Origin of the sequence: Paraglaciecola sp. 20A4 (assembly GCF_011378905.1) — a bacterium.
Classification (GTDB): domain Bacteria; phylum Pseudomonadota; class Gammaproteobacteria; order Enterobacterales; family Alteromonadaceae; genus Paraglaciecola.
This window is the reverse complement of the sequence record NZ_WTPY01000015.1, coordinates 44006-61964: the sequence shown is the minus strand read 5'-3', so window position 1 is coordinate 61964 and position 17959 is coordinate 44006. Positions and strand designations below refer to the sequence as shown.

The 17959-nt window shown below is 42.1% G+C and carries 11 protein-coding genes and 1 pseudogene; 5 read left to right on the top strand and 7 right to left on the bottom strand.

Annotated features, from left to right (window positions below; genetic code table 11):
* Positions 1–126 precede the first annotated feature (126 nt).
* The 3 genes from GQS54_RS14225 to GQS54_RS14215 all read left to right on the top strand — a co-directional run bounded on the left by GQS54_RS14225 (position 127) and on the right by GQS54_RS14215 (position 6338).
* Entirely contained in the window at positions 127–1554 is a 1428-nt protein-coding gene (locus GQS54_RS14225; RefSeq protein WP_166424644.1) for an aldehyde dehydrogenase family protein, read from the top strand.
* Positions 1555–2396: 842 nt separating this feature from the next.
* The gene (locus tag GQS54_RS14220; protein ID WP_166424643.1) at positions 2397–3941 is read left to right on the top strand and encodes an AMP-binding protein; all 1545 of its coding nucleotides are present in this window, start codon (positions 2397–2399) and stop codon (positions 3939–3941) included.
* Between the two features lie 99 nt (positions 3942–4040).
* Positions 4041–6338, top strand: a complete 2298-nt coding sequence (locus tag GQS54_RS14215) for a TonB-dependent receptor (RefSeq protein WP_166424642.1) — start codon at positions 4041–4043, stop codon at positions 6336–6338.
* A gap of 119 nt (positions 6339–6457) precedes the next feature.
* On the opposite strand, the gene GQS54_RS14210 is transcribed toward GQS54_RS14215, so the two are convergent.
* On the bottom strand, positions 6458–7465 hold the full coding sequence (locus tag GQS54_RS14210; RefSeq protein WP_166424641.1) for an AraC family transcriptional regulator: 1008 nt from the start codon (positions 7463–7465) through the stop codon (positions 6458–6460).
* 1220 nt (positions 7466–8685) lie between these two features.
* Here GQS54_RS14210 and GQS54_RS14205 point away from each other — a divergent pair.
* Positions 8686–11061 (top strand): TonB-dependent receptor, encoded by a 2376-nt coding sequence (locus GQS54_RS14205; protein WP_166424640.1) that lies wholly within the window; start codon positions 8686–8688, stop codon positions 11059–11061.
* Between the two features lie 108 nt (positions 11062–11169).
* A complete protein-coding gene (locus tag GQS54_RS14200; RefSeq protein ID WP_166424639.1) occupies positions 11170–12849 on the top strand; it encodes a class I adenylate-forming enzyme family protein in 1680 nt (559 codons plus the stop codon).
* Positions 12850–12943: 94 nt separating this feature from the next.
* On the opposite strand, the gene GQS54_RS14195 is transcribed toward GQS54_RS14200, so the two are convergent.
* The 6 genes and pseudogenes from GQS54_RS14195 to GQS54_RS14170 all read right to left on the bottom strand — a co-directional run bounded on the left by GQS54_RS14195 (position 12944) and on the right by GQS54_RS14170 (position 17944).
* Positions 12944–13990 (bottom strand): NAD(P)-dependent oxidoreductase, encoded by a 1047-nt coding sequence (locus GQS54_RS14195; RefSeq protein ID WP_166424638.1) that lies wholly within the window; start codon positions 13988–13990, stop codon positions 12944–12946.
* Positions 13991–14057: 67 nt separating this feature from the next.
* The gene (locus GQS54_RS14190; protein WP_166424637.1) at positions 14058–14897 is read right to left on the bottom strand and encodes a pirin family protein; all 840 of its coding nucleotides are present in this window, start codon (positions 14895–14897) and stop codon (positions 14058–14060) included.
* A 38-nt stretch (positions 14898–14935) separates the two neighbouring features.
* Positions 14936–16042, bottom strand: a complete 1107-nt coding sequence (locus GQS54_RS14185; protein WP_166424636.1) for an alpha/beta hydrolase — start codon at positions 16040–16042, stop codon at positions 14936–14938.
* A gap of 108 nt (positions 16043–16150) precedes the next feature.
* Positions 16151–16498, bottom strand: a pseudogene (locus GQS54_RS14180) (enoyl-CoA hydratase/isomerase family protein); the annotation flags it as partial.
* Positions 16499–16644: 146 nt separating this feature from the next.
* Positions 16645–16959, bottom strand: coding sequence for a DUF1330 domain-containing protein (locus tag GQS54_RS14175; RefSeq protein WP_166424635.1), 315 nt, complete (start codon positions 16957–16959; stop codon positions 16645–16647).
* Positions 16960–17020: 61 nt separating this feature from the next.
* Positions 17021–17944: a hypothetical protein gene (locus GQS54_RS14170; RefSeq protein WP_166424634.1), complete on the bottom strand. Its 924-nt coding sequence runs from the start codon at positions 17942–17944 to the stop codon at positions 17021–17023.
* Between the last annotated feature and the right edge of the window lie 15 nt (positions 17945–17959).

The following is a 17959-nucleotide window of genomic DNA, read 5'->3' as shown; positions in this document are numbered from 1 at the left end:
TGTACTGTATCAATTACACCCCGTTCAACGTTTATACATCAAATACAGTGTGAAACATTGATTAAGAAAATGGTTGGTTACGCTAAATGATAACCTTCCCTATAAAATATACCTAAGGTATCTCCAATGAACAGTAACGAAACAACCCTTAAACAAACTGAAAACATGCACCGTATATTCAACATTCAGCGTGAAGCACAAATAAAGGACCCCTACCCAAGCCTAGCGCTTAGAATAGATCGTATTGACCGCATGATTGATATGATAGTGCGTAATGAGGCATCAATTATTGACGCGGTAATGGCTGACTTTGAAAGCCGCTCACCATTTACGACCCGTTTTACAGATATTGTGCCGACACTTGATAACCTTAAATATGTACGAAAAAACCTCAAGAAGTGGATGAAACCGGAGAAGCGTAACAGTAAATTTCCTCTAGGCTTAATCGGTGCAAAATCAAAGGTAGAACATGTTCCTATCGGAGTTGTTGGTAATATTTCACCCTGGAATTTTCCAATAGCACTAGCGCTTTCACCCATCGGTGAGATCTTTGGCGCAGGTAATCGATGCCTATTAAAACCATCAGAGTTAAGTCAACATTCTTCAGACGTTATGGCCGAAATGATTGGCGCTAGTTTTGATGAATCTGAGTTGGCTGTTATTTTAGGCGGGCCAGAATTATCTGCCGAGTTTTCAAAATTAAAGTTTAATCATATACTTTTCACCGGTTCCACCAGTGTTGCAAGATTAGTTGCTCAAGCTGCAGCGCCAAACTTAATACCATTGACACTTGAACTGGGCGGAAAGAATCCCGTGATTATCTCTGAAACTGCCGATCTTAAACTGGCCGCAGAGAAACTCATATGGAGCAAGACAGTGAATGGCGGGCAAATTTGCCTTAGCCCCGACACCGTCTATATTCCTGAAAAATCAGTTGAAGGATTTGTAACTGCTTGTAAAGATAGCTTGAAAAAATTGCACCCTAATGTGAAGCAAGATCCTGAATATACTCATGCGATTAGTCAAAGGCATGCCGATCGTATTAACGATATAGCCACTGACGCTAAAGAAAAGGGTGCTCGTGTTATACCACTATCTGATGAAGTTGGAGAAGGTCGAAAAATATTGCCTTCGTTGATTCTAAATCCAGGACCTGAGTGTAGAGTTACGCAAGAAGAAACCTTTGGACCGCTTTTGACTGTAGTAAGTTATTCACAACTACAAAATGTCGTGAATGAAATTAATGAAAAGCCGAAGCCTCTTGGTCTTTATTATTTTGGAAAAAATCAGGAGGAAATTGACAAGTTAACCTATGAAACATCCTCAGGTGGTATGGTTGTTAATGACTTATTTGCGCACTCGAATCAAGAAGATTTACCCTTCGGTGGTGTAGGTGATAGCGGTATGGGAAGCTACCATGGCTATGATGGTTTTAAAAACTTTAGTCATGCTAAGGCTTTTTATACTCAATCAAATCTTGACCCATTTAAAATGCTTCGTCCTCCGTACAGCATTAAAGTGATGGATTCCTTCAAAAAACAAGTAAAACGATAATTACTTCTGTTATCAGCTACTGATTTACTGACCTTATTTTTCAAATACACCGAAAAATAAGGTTGAACAAAAATGTTTGAATTAATACCCCATTAGTAGCGTGTAACCTTTCCTTTAGATAGTGTTGTATTACTGTCCTCTAGCGGCTTCAGCCGCTTTTTTTTATTGTTAAATCTAACAATTAGACAATTAGAATGACCTTATACCAATCCGCATAAATAAGTGGTCTCTCAGCGAGATTTTAAAAGGGCTTAATCAAGGCGCTTGAATGAAGTAATAGTTATTCTATTGCGAATTCGAGCAACGCAGAGTAAGCCCTTTTAAAACTCGCCCTAAAGGGAAAGCCCCAGCCATTCTTGCCCTGCGTTCTCACTATTTGAAAGGGATTGACCATTACTGCATAGTGACGCCTTGCGCAAAAATGGCTGGGGTTTTCTGAGTGGCCACTTATTTATGCGGAATGGTATTACTTTGAGTCACCAAGATAAAAGCTTTATGGATGTACTCAATTAAGTCCTAATTTTTTACATATAAAAAGTAAAACTCTAGGTACATAAAAACAGATCCCCTTACTCTTTTAAATAGAGTATTTATTCCAATTATGGCGCCTATTCAAATGGCCCAAGTTCCATACAACTTGGCCCATATGCAACATTTCAAAAAATAAAACCATGCATTAACATGCTACTCAGATGTTGCGGGAATGTTACTTAGATGCAGCGACGCTATCCCAGGCCACAGCTTTGCTTTTGAAGCAACAATACAGGCTTTAACCGTAGCAAGATAAATAGAAAATTATCCGTTTTCTATTCCTATCAACCCATAAAAAGGAACACATCACAATGCAGTTTGATATCAAGCCACCACTGATTCATGATTTAATTCGCTTACATGGAAAGTGGCTTCCAAATAAACTCGCTCTTATAGACGAAGAAAAAACATTAACTTGGCGCGAACTTGACCAACGCTCTAATCAGGTTGCCAATGGCCTTTTGGCGTTAGGTATAAAAAGTGGCGATTCTGTCGCCATACTCATGACAAATTGCGTTGAATATGTTGAAATTATGTACGCCATATTCAAAGCTGGTGCTGTTGTTGTACCCCTTAATTTAGCGGTTAACGAGCAAGGGTTAATCAACATGCTCAATGATTCCCAGAGCAAAGTCCTGTTTGCTACACCTGAGCAAGCCGAAAGACTGACTGGGCAACTTAATCAAGTCCCAGCCCTGACCACAAGTATTATCTATCAAAAAACAACAACACTTGACGGTCTTGATTATGAGACATGGCGAGACGCTGAACCTTTAACTCACCTAGACATTGATATTTCTGACAATGCCCCCTGTAATATCATCTATAGCTCGGGTACTACCGGTCAACCAAAAGGCATCAAGCAAATTCACCGGCGCCGAATACAAGCTACCTACGAACTCGCCCTCGCCAATCGCTATCATCAAAGTGCAATATCAATTTGTAGTTTAGGTATGTATTCAAACATAGCTATGGCATCGGTATTTTGTCCGCTAGTTGTAGGGGGTACCTGCGTGATTCAAAAAGACTTTACCCCTACCACATGGATTGAAACCGTTAAAAAGTATCAAGTCACCCATACCATGATGGTTCCCATTCAATTCCAACGTATCCTAGAAGCTGACAACTTTTCCCCTGATGCCACTTCGTCTTTAGAAGCGATTATCTCTGGTGGGTCGCCGTTGTTTGCATCACTTAAAAAGGAGATCTCCGATAATTTCCGCTGTGTCGTTATTGAACTCTACGGTCTAACAGAAGGATTTAACACCACACTGCAGCCAGAAGATGCAGAAGGTCGACTATCCTCTGTCGGAAAACCGTTTCCTGGTCACGACTATATTATTTTGGACGATGATGATAACGAATTACCTTGGCCTAATACCGGTGAAATTTGTGCCCGCAGCATCAGCTGGATGACTGAATATCACAACAGACCAGACGCTACTTTGGAATCAACATATATAGATAAAAACGGTATGAAATGGTTGCGTACTGGAGACATTGGAAGAATTGATGAAGAAGGCTTTCTTTATATTGTAGACCGCAAAAAAGATATGATCCTTTCCGGCGGACAAAATATATACCCAGCGGATATTGAATCCGTGATGTTAGAACATCCAGCCATCTCCGAAGTAGCCGTTATTGGACTCCCTGATCAGGAATGGGGAGAAATCCCCATGGCGTTGGTCGTCCTAAAGCAAGGCGAACAAGCTCCAACCACTAATCAAATAATAGACTGGACGAATCAGAAGGTTGGCAAGCGCCAACGCATAAAACGCTTAGAATTTCGCGTAGATCTACCTAGAAATCCAAATGGAAAAATATTGAAACGAGAGCTACGTAAAGACTGCAGTTAAAGGAGGATAACAATAAAATAATGTAAGGATTTTACCTTTCTAATATCAAAACAGATGATTAAAGAATAAAGCAACAATAATGGAGATTGATAAAATAACATGAAAAACATATTTCGAATTGCAACACTAGCCGCAGCAATGACAGCCATCCTAGGTGGAACACAATTAGCAATGGCTCAAGAGCTTGAAGATGTTGACTCCACGATAGACGCTACACAACAATCAAAAGCGAAAACACTTGAAGTCGTCACAGTAACAGCGCAACGGAAGGTTCAAAATTTACAAACCACACCTATCGCTGTTACTTCAGTAAGCGGAGATGACCTGCTAGAAGCGCGTGTATTTAATGCTGAAAATATAAATGCCATCTCACCAAGTATTTCTTTTAGAACAAACGCCCTGGCGTCTTCTTCCAGTAATATTCAGATACGAGGCATAGGAACAACAGGAACTGCAAGAGTATTTGAGGGGGCTGTGGGAGTATTTATCGATGGTGTTTACCGTTCTCGTTCAGGACAGGCACTAGGACAGTTTTTAGACATAGATCAGTTACAGGTACTTCGCGGTCCTCAAGGCACCCTATTCGGAAAAAACACCTCGGCTGGAGCCCTTTTACTCAGCAGTGTCAGAGCTGACACAGATGATATGTCAGGCTCAGTTGGTGTAGAGTTCGGCGATTACAACAAACAGCTGATTCGCGGAGTAATTAACGTCCCTATTGGTGATAACGCCGCATTTAGGTTCGCTGGCGTGAAATCAGAGCGTGAAGTGTACTTTAATGACCCCAACGATAGCACAAAGCCCATTGATGACAGTGAAGGCTTCAAAGCGCAACTGCTATTCACACCTACAGATAACACTGAAATACGTATAATAGCCGACTATTCTAAACAAGATAATGATTGCTGTTTCAGAACTGCTGACATTATCGATGGCCCATTGCGGCCCTTGGTTAACAGTTTCATTACTGACGATGGTCGTACGGCTCCTTCTAGTGATCCATCTGACTTTGAAGCAACCTTGAATTCCATAACTGACAATATAACCAAAGATTCAGGTATTAGTGTTTACGTAACACAAGAGCTCGACATAGGAACGTTATCGTATATAGGTGCGATACGCGAATATGATGTAAATAGTCTTAACCAAGATGGCGACTTCTCCGGAGCCGACATCCTTAAACTCGACGAAACATTCAAATCAGAATTTGTTTCAAACGAAATTTCACTCAGCGGGCAACTTGAAGGCGATATTAAGGCCGATTATGTTATTGGTGCATATTACTCAACCGAAGATTTGACAATGGGCAGAGATCTTGGCTGGGGCAATGATGCTCAAATGTATTGGGATACAGTCTTCGGAGTTGCAGGGCTTGCTAATGCGGCCCCAGGGGATTTTACAGAGGAAGATATGCAAGCCAAAGCTGAGAGCGCTGCAATATTTACCCAATGGGACTTCACCCTTAACGAGAAGTTTAACCTGATTATAGGTGCACGCTATTCTCAGGATAAGAAAGACGGCTCATTTGCTAATCCATTATTTCGTGATCCACAATTTGACCCGCTCGCGTTAGCTAGTGTAATGCCTGGCCTGCCCTATTCCGATAGTTTTAAAGACAGTTCGGTGAGTGGTACGGTTATTTTACAGTATAAGCTTAACGACGATATAATGACCTATGCCTCGTATAACCGCGGGTATAAGTCAGGTGGTATCAACACCGACGTTAACGCTGCGGGTACAGCTGCATCACCGGCATCGCCTGAATTCGAATCAGAGACCACTGACTCTTGGGAATTAGGCCTCAAGTCCGATTGGTTAGAAAACTCTGCCCGAACAAATTTAGCCGTATTTTATACTGACATCTCAGAACTGCAGATTTCAAGCTTTACTGGCCTATTCTACGCGATCAGCAACGCCCCTTCAGCACTAAGCTATGGTCTTGAAATAGAGCAATCATTCCAACTTAACGATAACCTGACCATGTCTGGTGCTGTTACTTGGTTACCAAAAGCCGAATACGGCAACGATCCAATTTTAGGCGATATTGCTGGCCGTCGCTTTACTACCGCACCAAAGGTAGCTGCTAACATAGCACTTAATGGATATTTCGAGATAACATCCGAGCTTAATCTTACAGGTAAAATTGAGGCTGTTCACACTGGAGAAGTATTCACTACCAGTGCAATCAATACAACACAGGATGCCGTGACTCTAGTAAACGCCTCCATTGCCATCGGCTCTGATAATGCCGGTTGGCAGGTTGGGGCTTATGTTCAAAACCTAACGGATGAAACCTACGTTACCACACATTATAGTGCTGTTCTGCAAGCAGGTTCTATTAATGGTTTTATTGGGAGTCCACGTACTGTAGGTATTAATGCCAAGTACTCTTTTTAGACACTTAAATCTAAAAAACGGACATTAAGTTTCGTTTAGAAAACCTTATTAAACCCGGATTATTTCCGGGTTTTTTATGCCTGCTAAAATGCAGTAGATACTGAGACTAAAGAATAACTTCAAGTTCCATTAGGGTAATTAATTTCTCTATATTCAGAGGGGGTCATACCCAACCATTGTTTGAAGGCTTGACCAAAACTAGATGTACTGTTGTAGCCTAGCCGCGTTGCAATACCTTCGATTTTATAATCAAACTTAGAGAGATACTCCTTTGCGAGGTTCTCTCGAATCTCATTAATTATTTTGCGAAAGCTAGTACCTTCAGACTCCAATTTTCTTTTTAGAGTGCGCACAGAAACATTTAACTCGCGGGCTACCGCCTCTACTCCCCATACTGCGTCGGCAGAATGAAGAATATCCTCAATCCTAACTCGATAGCAAGCGGCACGAGTCATTTGACGTTCAATATAATCACAACGCTCGCGCATAACTTCAAATACATCGGCATCAGCCCTCGGTAATAATTTATGCAAGTACTCCAAAGGGATAACAAGTTCGTTACATTCTGCTTCAAACGACACATCACAGCCGAAATGCTCCTCATACTTATCGGCTTGGTCTCGGTCAGCATGCATGAAAGCGACACGATTAAGAGGAACTTGGCAGTCAAAAATTTCTTTAATGAATTTATAACGTCCAGCTAGTGCTGCATTGCAAAGAAAATCAAAAAGGTCATTTAATTCTTTTCTACCTCCAGTCTGCGTAAGACTAAACTCTGTCTCAAAAATTTTCAGGCCTTGTTCAAATGTAGATCCTGTTAATTGTGGGTGATTTATGCTGATTCCGATAGAATCCTTAAGCGTGCGAGCCGACATAAAGGCGAGGCCTAAATAACCAGTGTAATTGATAGAAACGTTATCTCCCATCATGATACCGAGAAAGGAATTACCATATTCCGTGACACTATTGCAATAAAACTGCCTTAATTGACTTTCATTAACACAAACGCCTTTTTCTATCAGTTTTTCGTGCGATATATTGGTATTATGAAAGCAACGTTCAAGATCCAAACCTAGGTTTTCGAGAAGGGATATTTGCTGAATTGCATTATGTCTTAGAGTGATCATACCGTACAACGTCCTGTCTTTCCCAATTGCAGATGGTTTTTTCTAAATTTCATCAATAAATTATACTTAACATATACTATTGATACGAACAAGAAAATTCATCTAGCCTTTAGACATAGATTTATCAATCAATAATGCAACACCGAAAAACACTTAGCTCAGACTTCATTTCAATGAGCGCAAATATAAGGTCTTGACCGATTAAGATATAGGCACGCAGAGAATGACGTAACAAAATCTTATATTGGCGTATTAAGACCTTAAATTACGACGAATCATTGGTAATAAGAAGGTCTGTTTATTCAAATAAAAAAAATTGAAATGGGGATAACAACATGAGCAAAGTGATACATACCTATGAGTAATCAAGATAATACTCCTATAATTATTGGTGTTGGCCAGTTCACCCAAAAAATCCCAATAATTTACGGCATTGCATATCCTATTATTAACTGACAGGTGAAGCTTAAAAAAACGATTAAAGTCACTGACTGCAATCTTGATCTAATTCCACATAAGACCCCCTAGTTGGGGTGCAAACATTTTCCGACTAGGCGCAGCCTGGAACTCTCCCTTGGTTGGCACGAAGAAATTATAGCCATTTTTAAATGATAAAAACCACAGCGTATTTCAGGATTCCCCCTTGATTAAAGACCGAAACATGGGCGACCAATTCAAGAACAACTAGCACTCAAATTACACGACAGTGTTCTTCCAAAAATTCAGCTAAAAAACCTTTGTCACGAGTTCATTTCTACGCCACAGGAAAAATTTAAACCGATGGAAGAGCCCTATTTTGCATAACCGAAGAGCTCGAAGTACTTGTCACTTTTACAAGCTAGTAAAGTCGTGTCCGCAAAAAACTTCACCGGTAGTGCTCCACAAATAGTGCAACACTACCGGTGAAGCATTCCAAACCAAATTTTTTGGGTGGACGCGACTGCTTTCCAGTACCAGCAGGTCTAATCTGCAATATATCATCCCATCGATGGTAAAGCTTATTGTCGTTTGACATCAACATTGACGACTTATGACCTCACCTTGACGCGATAAGACCTTATCATAAAGTGAACAACCCGCAACAATAACACTACAGCAACACTTGATTAACAATCTTCATTTTCATACCAACTAATATGTATTATTGTATTACAATTTAGAGTTGTAGATCGCAACGAATCGTAAAATGGCAACTTATGTAACAGGGAAATACTTACAATATGAAAAACATTCACTTTAAAAAGAAAGCTATGACCGTCGCAATAGGCCTCACGACATTCACCAGTGTAGCAAGTACCGACGAATTGGAAGTTATCAGCATCACATCCCAGAAACGGGTTCAGACAATGGCAGACGTCCCCGTTTCAATGCAAGCTGTCACCGGTGAGATGTTAGAAAGTCAGAATATTGTAGATTTTAAAGATCTTGTTGAACGAATACCTAATGTCAACCTTGCATCAAGTAACACATTAAACTCAATCAGTATTCGGGGCGTTGGCACAGGAACTGATAACAATGCCGCTGAACAAGCAGTAGGTATGTATATCGATGGTATGTACCTGAGCCGAGGACACCAATTTAACGCTCCTTTTACGGATGTAGAGCGAGTAGAGGTGCTTAAGGGCCCCCAAGGCGTTCTACAAGGTAAAAACAGTGTTGCTGGCGCTATCGTTATTACCACCCGTCGGCCAACCCAAGATTTTGAAGCAACGATACGTACGGGCTATGAAGTTGAAAATGATGGCTACAATATTGAGGGCATCATTTCGGGTCCACTTTCAGACACCCTCTCGGCAAGATTGGTAACCCAGAAAAATCTAAAAGGCGGATGGCTTGATACAAACAGTCGACTCGCATTTGACGGCGTGACTATGCTCAATGGAGAGAAAGACCAGAACGAGGATGAGTTCTCAATTCTGCGCTTGAGTTTGCTTTGGGAGCCCACTGACACATTATCACTATTCGGCAAAATAGAGGTTGGAGATCGTAAAGTAAGTGGTAAGGCATTTAGTGGTAGTGCCGTGCAAGACACACCATTGGGAGACAGCTATATAGCGCTTTTCAATAGCTTAGATCCTAACTACGGATTCGTCAAAGATGGCGTAATTTCCAGTGGCTTCCCTCTTAGGTATAATCCAGAGACCAACCAATATGGCGCAACCAATGGTTTCCTTGGAACAACGGTTGATAACACGAACTTTACCGGTCAAATTGATTGGGAAATTGCAGGCGGCACCCTGACATCAGTCACGGCCTACAGTGAATTCGAACAATCGAAAAGAACCGCAAGTACAATGGTCCCCTTAGATTGGATATATTATAATGATGAGAAAGGTAATGGTGGCGAAGAATTTGACCAGTTAACGCAAGAAATCCGTTTTGTATCAACCGGCGGAGAAACCATTGATTATATAGTCGGTGCTTACTATATGGATCGCAACATATTACAAGACGGAGCGACTGCTACCATCAATTTCGGGAACGGATTGGTACCCAATTACCCCGTATATTCTTATTATGACTTTATAAACCTACGGTATTTTTCTGAAAATACCGAATCCTTTTCACTATTTAGCCAGATTACTTGGAATATAAGTGACGATTTTAGAGTGAATGTTGGTGCGCGCTATACCGATGAAAAAAAGACAGTCAATCATACTCTTGAAGCTACATTTTTAATAACTGACCCACTCAATCAAGGCGTTCGCGATTTATTTGGGGTAGTAGAGTTTACAGAAGCAGACTTTACTCGGAGTAAGGTTAGTGATACAAGTTTCGACCCTAGTGTGTCAATGCAATGGGATGTTAACAACAACATTATGCTTTACGCCTCTTACACTAAGGCAACAAAAGCCGGTGGTTTTAATAGCTCAAATAATTCACCCGCTAATAGCAGCTTTGATCCTGAAACAGCCACAGGCTATGAAATAGGTTTCAAGGGAACGTTCTTAGAAAACCGATTATTTGCTAATGTGGCACTTTACGACACATCGTTTGAGGATCTACAAGTTTCTGCACTCGATGCTGCGACTAATTCTTATTTCTTCAAGAATGCGGCAGCCTCAACTAGTCAGGGATTAGAAGCAGATATTCGGTATGCACTAACCAGCGACATTGAAATCGGTGGAGCTATCGCTTATCTCGATGGTACTTTCGACGACTTTCCGGGTGCGAGTTGCTCTGTTGGCGTTTCCGAGGAAGCGAATTGTGACCCGATAACATCCTCCAGAAATGCGGCAGGTGATCAACTCAGGTATGCACCAGAATGGTCTGGAAGCGTTTATGCTGACTACAAATACAATTTAAGTAATGGCATGCTACTCGATTTGAGAGGCGATATAATCTATAGCGGCGAATATTTTTTTGGTGCCCAAAATGATGATTACATGTTACAGGATGCATTTACTAAAGTTGATCTTAGCGCAAGCCTATCAGGTGAAGATGGCCGTTGGAAACTATCATTAATCGCAAAAAATGTTACCGATGAAACGACGGTTAATTTCGGCGGCGCCACTCCTATATTTACTGGTATGTACTGGTCTAATGTCGATTTACCACGGCAGATATTTTTAACAGCTGAATACAACTGGTTTTAATCTTTATTACTTAACTCCCCGAGTCTGAATAAGGTCAGGGGCTCTTGTATCTAAGACGATATCTAAATTTCGATTGAAACATATTAAAAATAGTTTGGGAGAAACTAAATGAATACAACAGGTAAAACTAAACCTTGGCAGTTTATCTATGATGAAGCGGGGATCGAAGAATCCATCCCAAAGGTAGTGCCTTTTTCAATTCATGTCAGTCGTCACGCGATCGATCGCCCGAACAGCCCTGCTCTTTGTTATTTAAGCCAAAAAATAAGTTATGCAGAACTTAATACTCAGGCAAGTCAACTGGCTAATGGATTAACCGCATTGGGTATTTCCAAGGGTGATGTAATTGGTATTCAAATGACAAATATCCCTCAGTATATTGTTGCTTTGGTGGCTGCAGCAAAAATGGGTGTCATTGTTTCTAATGTATCTCCCTTGCTGGCTCCTCCTGAGTTGGTTTATCAAGTGAAAAATGCCAACATTAGTACATTGATCGTACTGGATACATTCGTGCCTGCGATACAAGGCGTTGCTGAGCAATTACAAGGTGTAATCAACAACGTCATTGTAACCGGTGCGATGGACACGATTAAAACTCCAAATGAGACTGTAATGCCAGCCATAAAGGATGTTCAGACTTATAATTATACCCGTGTAATCGCTGACGAAAAAACGCACTTCGAACAAGTGACCGTGTCACACGAGGATGTTGCCCTTCTACAATACACCGGCGGTACTACAGGCAGCCCCAAAGGGGCTATGCTAACGCATGGTGGCTTAGCATGGGTGGCAGAGAACGCCTATACTCATGCAGGTATGGAGGCCGGAGTGACTGTTAGCGCTGCACCATTTCCAATGTTTCATATTGCCGGTACTGCTGGCGTGATGGCGGTACTTTTGTTTGGTGGTATGTCCTTGTTGATACCCGATCCTCGTGATATCGATCATTATATTGACCAGCTGATCGCAAATCCGCCTACGCAACTTGCCGGCGTTCCAGCACTCTATCAAATGCTGTTAAATCATCCGAAATCTGGAGAAATAGATCTCTCAAATTTAAAAATAGCGATGTCGGGCTCTGCCCCATTGACGGGAAATGATCGTAAAAAAATTGAGGGGTGGATAGGGGAAAATAAACTTTGCGATCTTTTTGGAATGACGGAAACCTCCCCTGGTTATGTGGTTAGCCCTCCTAAGCGTTCTAAACCAACGACCGTCGGTATTCCTTTGCCTGGTGTTGATGTGAAAATCATGGACTTAGAAACAGGTACTAAAGAATTACCGTTCGGCGAGGCAGGCGAAATTATTGCAAATACCCCAGGATTGATGAAAGGATATCTTAATTTACCAGAAGAAACTGAAAAAGCGGTGCGTCTAATCGACGGTAAACAATATATTTATACCGGTGATGTTGGGTTCATGGATTCGGAAGGTTACATAACACTCTGTGATAGAGCGAAAGACATGTTGATTGTCGGTGGTTATAAGGTGTTTTCAATAGATGTCGAAGATACCCTGTCAAAGCTCGACTGTGTAGATCTTTCTGCAGTGGTAGGAACATCTGATGAAAAGCGCCCTGGCAATGATGTGGTTAACCTATTCGTGCAGCTGAACTCTAAGGATGCAGATAAAGATAAAGCGGTTTTAGAAACAGAAATTATTGCATTTTGTCGTGCTAATATGTCGCCTTATAAGATTCCAAAGCGTCTGTTTTTTGTTGATCAGCTTCCAGTTACAGCGATAGGGAAGCTGGACAAGAAAGTAATGCGCGAGATGGCTTGTTCGTAGTTATATCAATTAATAATTATTTAACCGGCCTGTGACCTATAAAAATTATCAAATATAGCCCCGCAAAAGGGGCTATAAGCATCACGTTTCACATCTAATATTGATTATCCTTAAGCCAGCGGACATAATCGGCAAATGCTGTTTCAAGTGTAAAACTTGATTTCCAACCGAAGTCTTTCTCGAAAAGATCGCTATTGAACCCCGCATCCATCTCAACTGGGGCTTCTGGAAGCTCAGAAGGTTTCAAACCTATCTGATCCGCACATTCAGGCGCTACATTAAGAATTGACTGTAATTGCGCACGTGGGCTGGCAGTAAAGCCGCTGCAAACATTGTAAATATGATGCTTCAATTCCTTGGCGCCCATCGCAATTTGAATGCACTGTGCATTATCTTTGACGTAACTCACCGGAGCACCGGCAAACAGTCCCCATAACATTTCTATAGGCACGTCTTTATAGCCCAGATTTCCCTTGAACTGCGGTATTTTTCCAGCTGCAACATGCGCCGCGATGCTAAGAGGACTGCCCAACGCCTTATAACCGGGACCAAACATCGAGGGTGCACGAAGGATAACAACTTCCAATTCATGCGGTTCGGGTTTCTGCGTACCTGGTGGCACGGAAAGCCCCATCTGAAAATCCTGACCGTAGTCAAGTGCTATAATTTCAAGAGCTCGCTTCATGGCAACTTCAAATTTTGGCATACCTACGTATTCCGCTGGGACTTCTGGGGGGAAAGCAACAGATTCCGAAAATGGAGGCATTAATCCACCATAAACAGCCAGAGATCCGCCAAACACAACGCGTTTAACCCCATGTTTGCGTGCCATTTCCAAGCAATTGATAGTGATTGGATAAATCTCGTTATTCTTGTCGCGGGTAAGCGCATATTGATGGGTATGAGCCAACATCACAAGTCCGCTAAATTTGTGCTTTTTAAAAAGAGCGTCGAGATCGTCAGAATTGAAAAGATCAACACGTTCAACCTTGATCAAATCGCTTTCTGATTCAAGTTTATCGCCAACAACGTCGTTATCCTTGCGACTTGAAACAATGACTTGTATCCCTTTGTCCGCGAACGCACGCGCCGTTGATGCTCCTAACATACCAGTGCCACCAGCAATAAATATCTTATCCATTAATTATCTCATTATAAATTGTAGTTATCAAAAGCGCTCAGACCATCACAATCTGGGCACACTCTATTTATGGAAACCTACCAGACTGGTAGTCTCGTAAAGTACTCTCTATTTCTTTATTCGTATTCATAACAAAGGGTCCGTAATGAACAACAGGTTCACGCAGAGGCAACCCTCTCATTAGCAATAAATTGGCGCCGCTTTCACCCGCAGTAAAGGCTAATTCATCACCCTCCCCCGTAATCAACATTTGTCGTTCAATTATTTTACTACCCTGTAATTCAACACGACCACTGTAGACGTAGCCGATTAAGTTTTCCTTTGTCGAAATGGGTATTTCAATCTGTATACCAGGAGCCAAAGACAAATCCATGATGGCCACGTAGTTCGCCAATTCTTCTAGAGGGCCTTCTAGCATATCGCCATCTAACTGCCACTGGCCGGAAATAATAACCGCCTCTGCACCTTTGCCCAGCCAGTGCCCGAGATCTTCGGTGTTTACATCCCGATAACGGGGTTCAGACAGTTTTTCACTGGCCAAAAGGTTTATCCATAACTGAAACCCATGCAAACCTTGCTCGCTCTGGGTGGGCACTTCCGAGTGGATAATACCTCGTCCCGCAGACATCCACTGTGCACCACCATTGCTTATTTTACCGTGATTCCCCAGACTATCTTCGTGGATAATTCCGCCCTGTTTCATATAGGTAAGCGTCTGCATGCCGCGGTGAGGGTGAGGTGGAAAACCGCGGCCGGGTTCATCCGTATGTTCGGCACGAAATTCATCAATCATTAGGATCGGATCCATGCCAATGTGCTGCATACCCGAAACTCGGTGGATGGCATCCCCAGCTCCCTCTGCATTAGGCTGAGCGGTTAACGTTTCGATGATTTTACGTTGTGTCATGGAGATCTATTATTCCCGGTGATTTGAGTGTTTATTTTTCAGGTTGTGAAAGCAGCCATAGGGTGGACAGCTTTATTATCAGTCACGAAAGCTCGTGGATTTTTTAGAAAACCTTCTATTTCCTTAAAGGCCTCAGGGGCTTCGGTTACGCTCTCATTAATCATATGCCAGACATGAGGCACATGAGCCCAAGATTGCAGCTTAACTGGGGATCCGGCTGCAACCGCACGGTTAACATATCGGCGTGCATCATCAAACAGCATCTCTGTCTCGCTGGCCTGCACTAGTATGGGCGGTAAATTAGAGAGGTCACCAAACACAGGTGACACGATAGGATTACTGGGACTCATACGGTTTTGTAGAAGCGATACCCAACATATTAGGCTGCGAGGGATTTTCTTCATGAAGCTTAAACTGGGGCCGAGCAACGCGTCAGTCTCCATATTATTTTTAAAACTAGGGCTACCTATTGTGCTGTCAGTCGCCGGTGACAGTGCAACTGCAGCGTCTGGAGCTCTTAGCCCTTGATCGCGAACCCACGCTAAAAGTGCGAGTGTAAGGTTGCCTCCGGCGGAGTCTCCGGCAACCAATAGTTTTGACGCTGATTGCTGCCCTTTAGGGCCGTTTTCTACTATCCAGCGATAAGCATTTCGGCAGTCTTCGATGCCGTTCAGTCGAGTATGCTCAGGCATCAAACGATAATCAATCGCCAACACTGCTGCATTAGCCATTTGAGAAAACTTGCTGGTGAGTAAGCGATGGCTTTTGGGACTGCCCAGCATAAATGCGCCGCCGTGCAGGTACAACACACGATTCAAACTGTCTGCACCTGGCGCAACAACCCACTCGGCTTTTAATCCATCAATGTCAGTCTCGGTAAATGTGCTGACGAATTCGTGATCTGCCCACATCTCATCCATATACTCACGCATTTTACCCAATCGTTCCTTCCGCGATACTTTCCGTAATGTGCTGAAATTTTCCTTAAGAAGATTTTCAATTAGTTTATGTTCGTTGTTGGGTGCTGCGCCAGTAGCAAAGCTCTGACCAGCAGGTTGGTCGAAGGCATCGATATTTTCACCACGTAGATAAAAAAATTCAATCGCCCAGAAAATAATAAATATACCGATAATCCAAAGCAACATTTAAACCCCCTGATTTATTTTTAAAGAAAATTCTGACGGGTTAAATTATACCGAGTCATCACTTCCATTAACCCATACATTGAGCCACCATTTAGTTTTAATAACGCCTTAAATACTGGTCATAAAGCTGAATCGTCGATTATCTGCAGATAAAAGCATTATTCTCTGGGTATCGGTGTAGCAATGACCGTGTACTGCGGCAATAACGGACTTTGCCATCCGTTCTAAAATACGTAATCTCCGTGATTCCCAATCAGGCTCTATAAGAGTTTGAGTTGCAAGTTCAGATACATATCCCAAATCATGTCCAACTGAAAAGCATTTTCCAGCCCCGTGCAAAATTACGCAGCCTACGCTGTCGTCGCTTTGGATAGCCAATATATGCGCCCGTAGTTCGGCAAATAAGGCATGGTTGAGCGCATTTAATTTGTCTGCTCGATTTAGTACTAAAGTGGTTAAACCATTATCATCGGTTCAAGTAACTAGTTGTTTACTCACGTATGCTCCTAAAATCGCTCAGCGGAACGAAAGTATAGAAAATAAGATGTTTTAACGGTAGCAACCACATTAATTATGCCGACAACAGCAAGGTGTTATCGGTTTTAGACCCACTCAAACGGTTTACACCTAACTAAAAAACTATTATCCAACGCTTCTTCCCTAAGATGTTTCACTTTTGCATACTCTGGGCTATTAACCATAGTCATAAATGCAGCTTTACTGGGGTATCGAACTACAAAAAACACATCGGGGTCCCAATCGCCAACTAGGCTTTCCTCAGGAGAGTAATTGTCTTTTACCTCTGCTCCCGCTGCCTTAAATAAAGGCGCTATTGCAGCGCCATATTCCATGTACTTCCCAAGACCACCATCTTTCTTAAACCAAAGTGCATTCAACATAAAAATAGGTTCATCCATAATAATTTCCTAATATTTTAGTTTATATGATGATTAGATATTTCATGAAACTGCAATGTACTTAAACGTTAAGCATATGCTCATCTATACCTAAACCGGTTTCACCTGTTGACTCATTGGTAAATTCTGAAAAATTCTCATAACACATAGTCGTTCGTGCTTTATTCATCGGAATAACAACACTGGTAAAACGTTTCGCCGTAAAATCGGTTTTCGCGCCATCTTCATCTGTAATAGTGTATTTGGCTATGTCAGGCTCTCCCTTGTCATCGTTAATCACCTCGTTCACCTCGACCGTTACAATCGTTTTGGTACCATCAACGGTGGAGATAAATCCATTTCCCATGACACCCAACTTATGACTAACAGTTCGGGTAAAATTCAACGTTGCACTCTCGAATTGAATCGCAATCCAGTTCCAGCCAACAATGCCGGACTCGTCACGGTAACCCCAAGAGTGATCCCGGTGAGCAAGGCAGTTAATCTCAATATTTTTTCCACCAAACTCGACTTTTCCATTGAGATGGAGTCCCTGTTCGTAATGCTCTATAGACATATTCACATCAGACTCTACTTCAGCGTCAGCCTCATTATGATGCGTGTACTGATACACATCGAAACGACGCGTATAATTCAAATCCAACTTTGTCGTGTCCTTTTCAAAAGTAATACGCTGCTTTTTATGGGGCTCTACAATTTCAAGGGTCAAGCAACCATCAGTTAGTACCACTCCTTCTTTAAAGGCCGAGCGGTCAGTGGCAGGCCATGTAATATTATTGGTATGACGTAAGCGCTCCCCGCCTATGCGTCCCTGTAAATTAAATATTGCTCGACCCGTATCTCGACGGATCGAGAAATGGATGATGCCAACAGCATCTGCCTCACGATCAATAAAATTAAAATAATAATTTTCTTTCCATTTAGACTCAGTTTGTCTTGGGTAACCCAAATGAAGATATTCGTCATGATCGGTTAAAGTGTTCATTTCTCAGCTCTCACT

Coding starts and splice junctions, on each gene's coding strand:
- GQS54_RS14225 (WP_166424644.1), top strand. CDS start 127: ATGAACAGTAACGAAACAACCCTTAAACAAACTGAAAACATGCACCGT.
- GQS54_RS14220 (WP_166424643.1), top strand. CDS start 2,397: ATGCAGTTTGATATCAAGCCACCACTGATTCATGATTTAATTCGCTTA.
- GQS54_RS14215 (WP_166424642.1), top strand. CDS start 4,041: ATGAAAAACATATTTCGAATTGCAACACTAGCCGCAGCAATGACAGCC.
- GQS54_RS14210 (WP_166424641.1), bottom strand. CDS start 7,465: ATGATCACTCTAAGACATAATGCAATTCAGCAAATATCCCTTCTCGAA.
- GQS54_RS14205 (WP_166424640.1), top strand. CDS start 8,686: ATGAAAAACATTCACTTTAAAAAGAAAGCTATGACCGTCGCAATAGGC.
- GQS54_RS14200 (WP_166424639.1), top strand. CDS start 11,170: ATGAATACAACAGGTAAAACTAAACCTTGGCAGTTTATCTATGATGAA.
- GQS54_RS14195 (WP_166424638.1), bottom strand. CDS start 13,990: ATGGATAAGATATTTATTGCTGGTGGCACTGGTATGTTAGGAGCATCA.
- GQS54_RS14190 (WP_166424637.1), bottom strand. CDS start 14,897: ATGACACAACGTAAAATCATCGAAACGTTAACCGCTCAGCCTAATGCA.
- GQS54_RS14185 (WP_166424636.1), bottom strand. CDS start 16,042: ATGTTGCTTTGGATTATCGGTATATTTATTATTTTCTGGGCGATTGAA.
- GQS54_RS14175 (WP_166424635.1), bottom strand. CDS start 16,959: ATGGATGAACCTATTTTTATGTTGAATGCACTTTGGTTTAAGAAAGAT.
- GQS54_RS14170 (WP_166424634.1), bottom strand. CDS start 17,944: ATGAACACTTTAACCGATCATGACGAATATCTTCATTTGGGTTACCCA.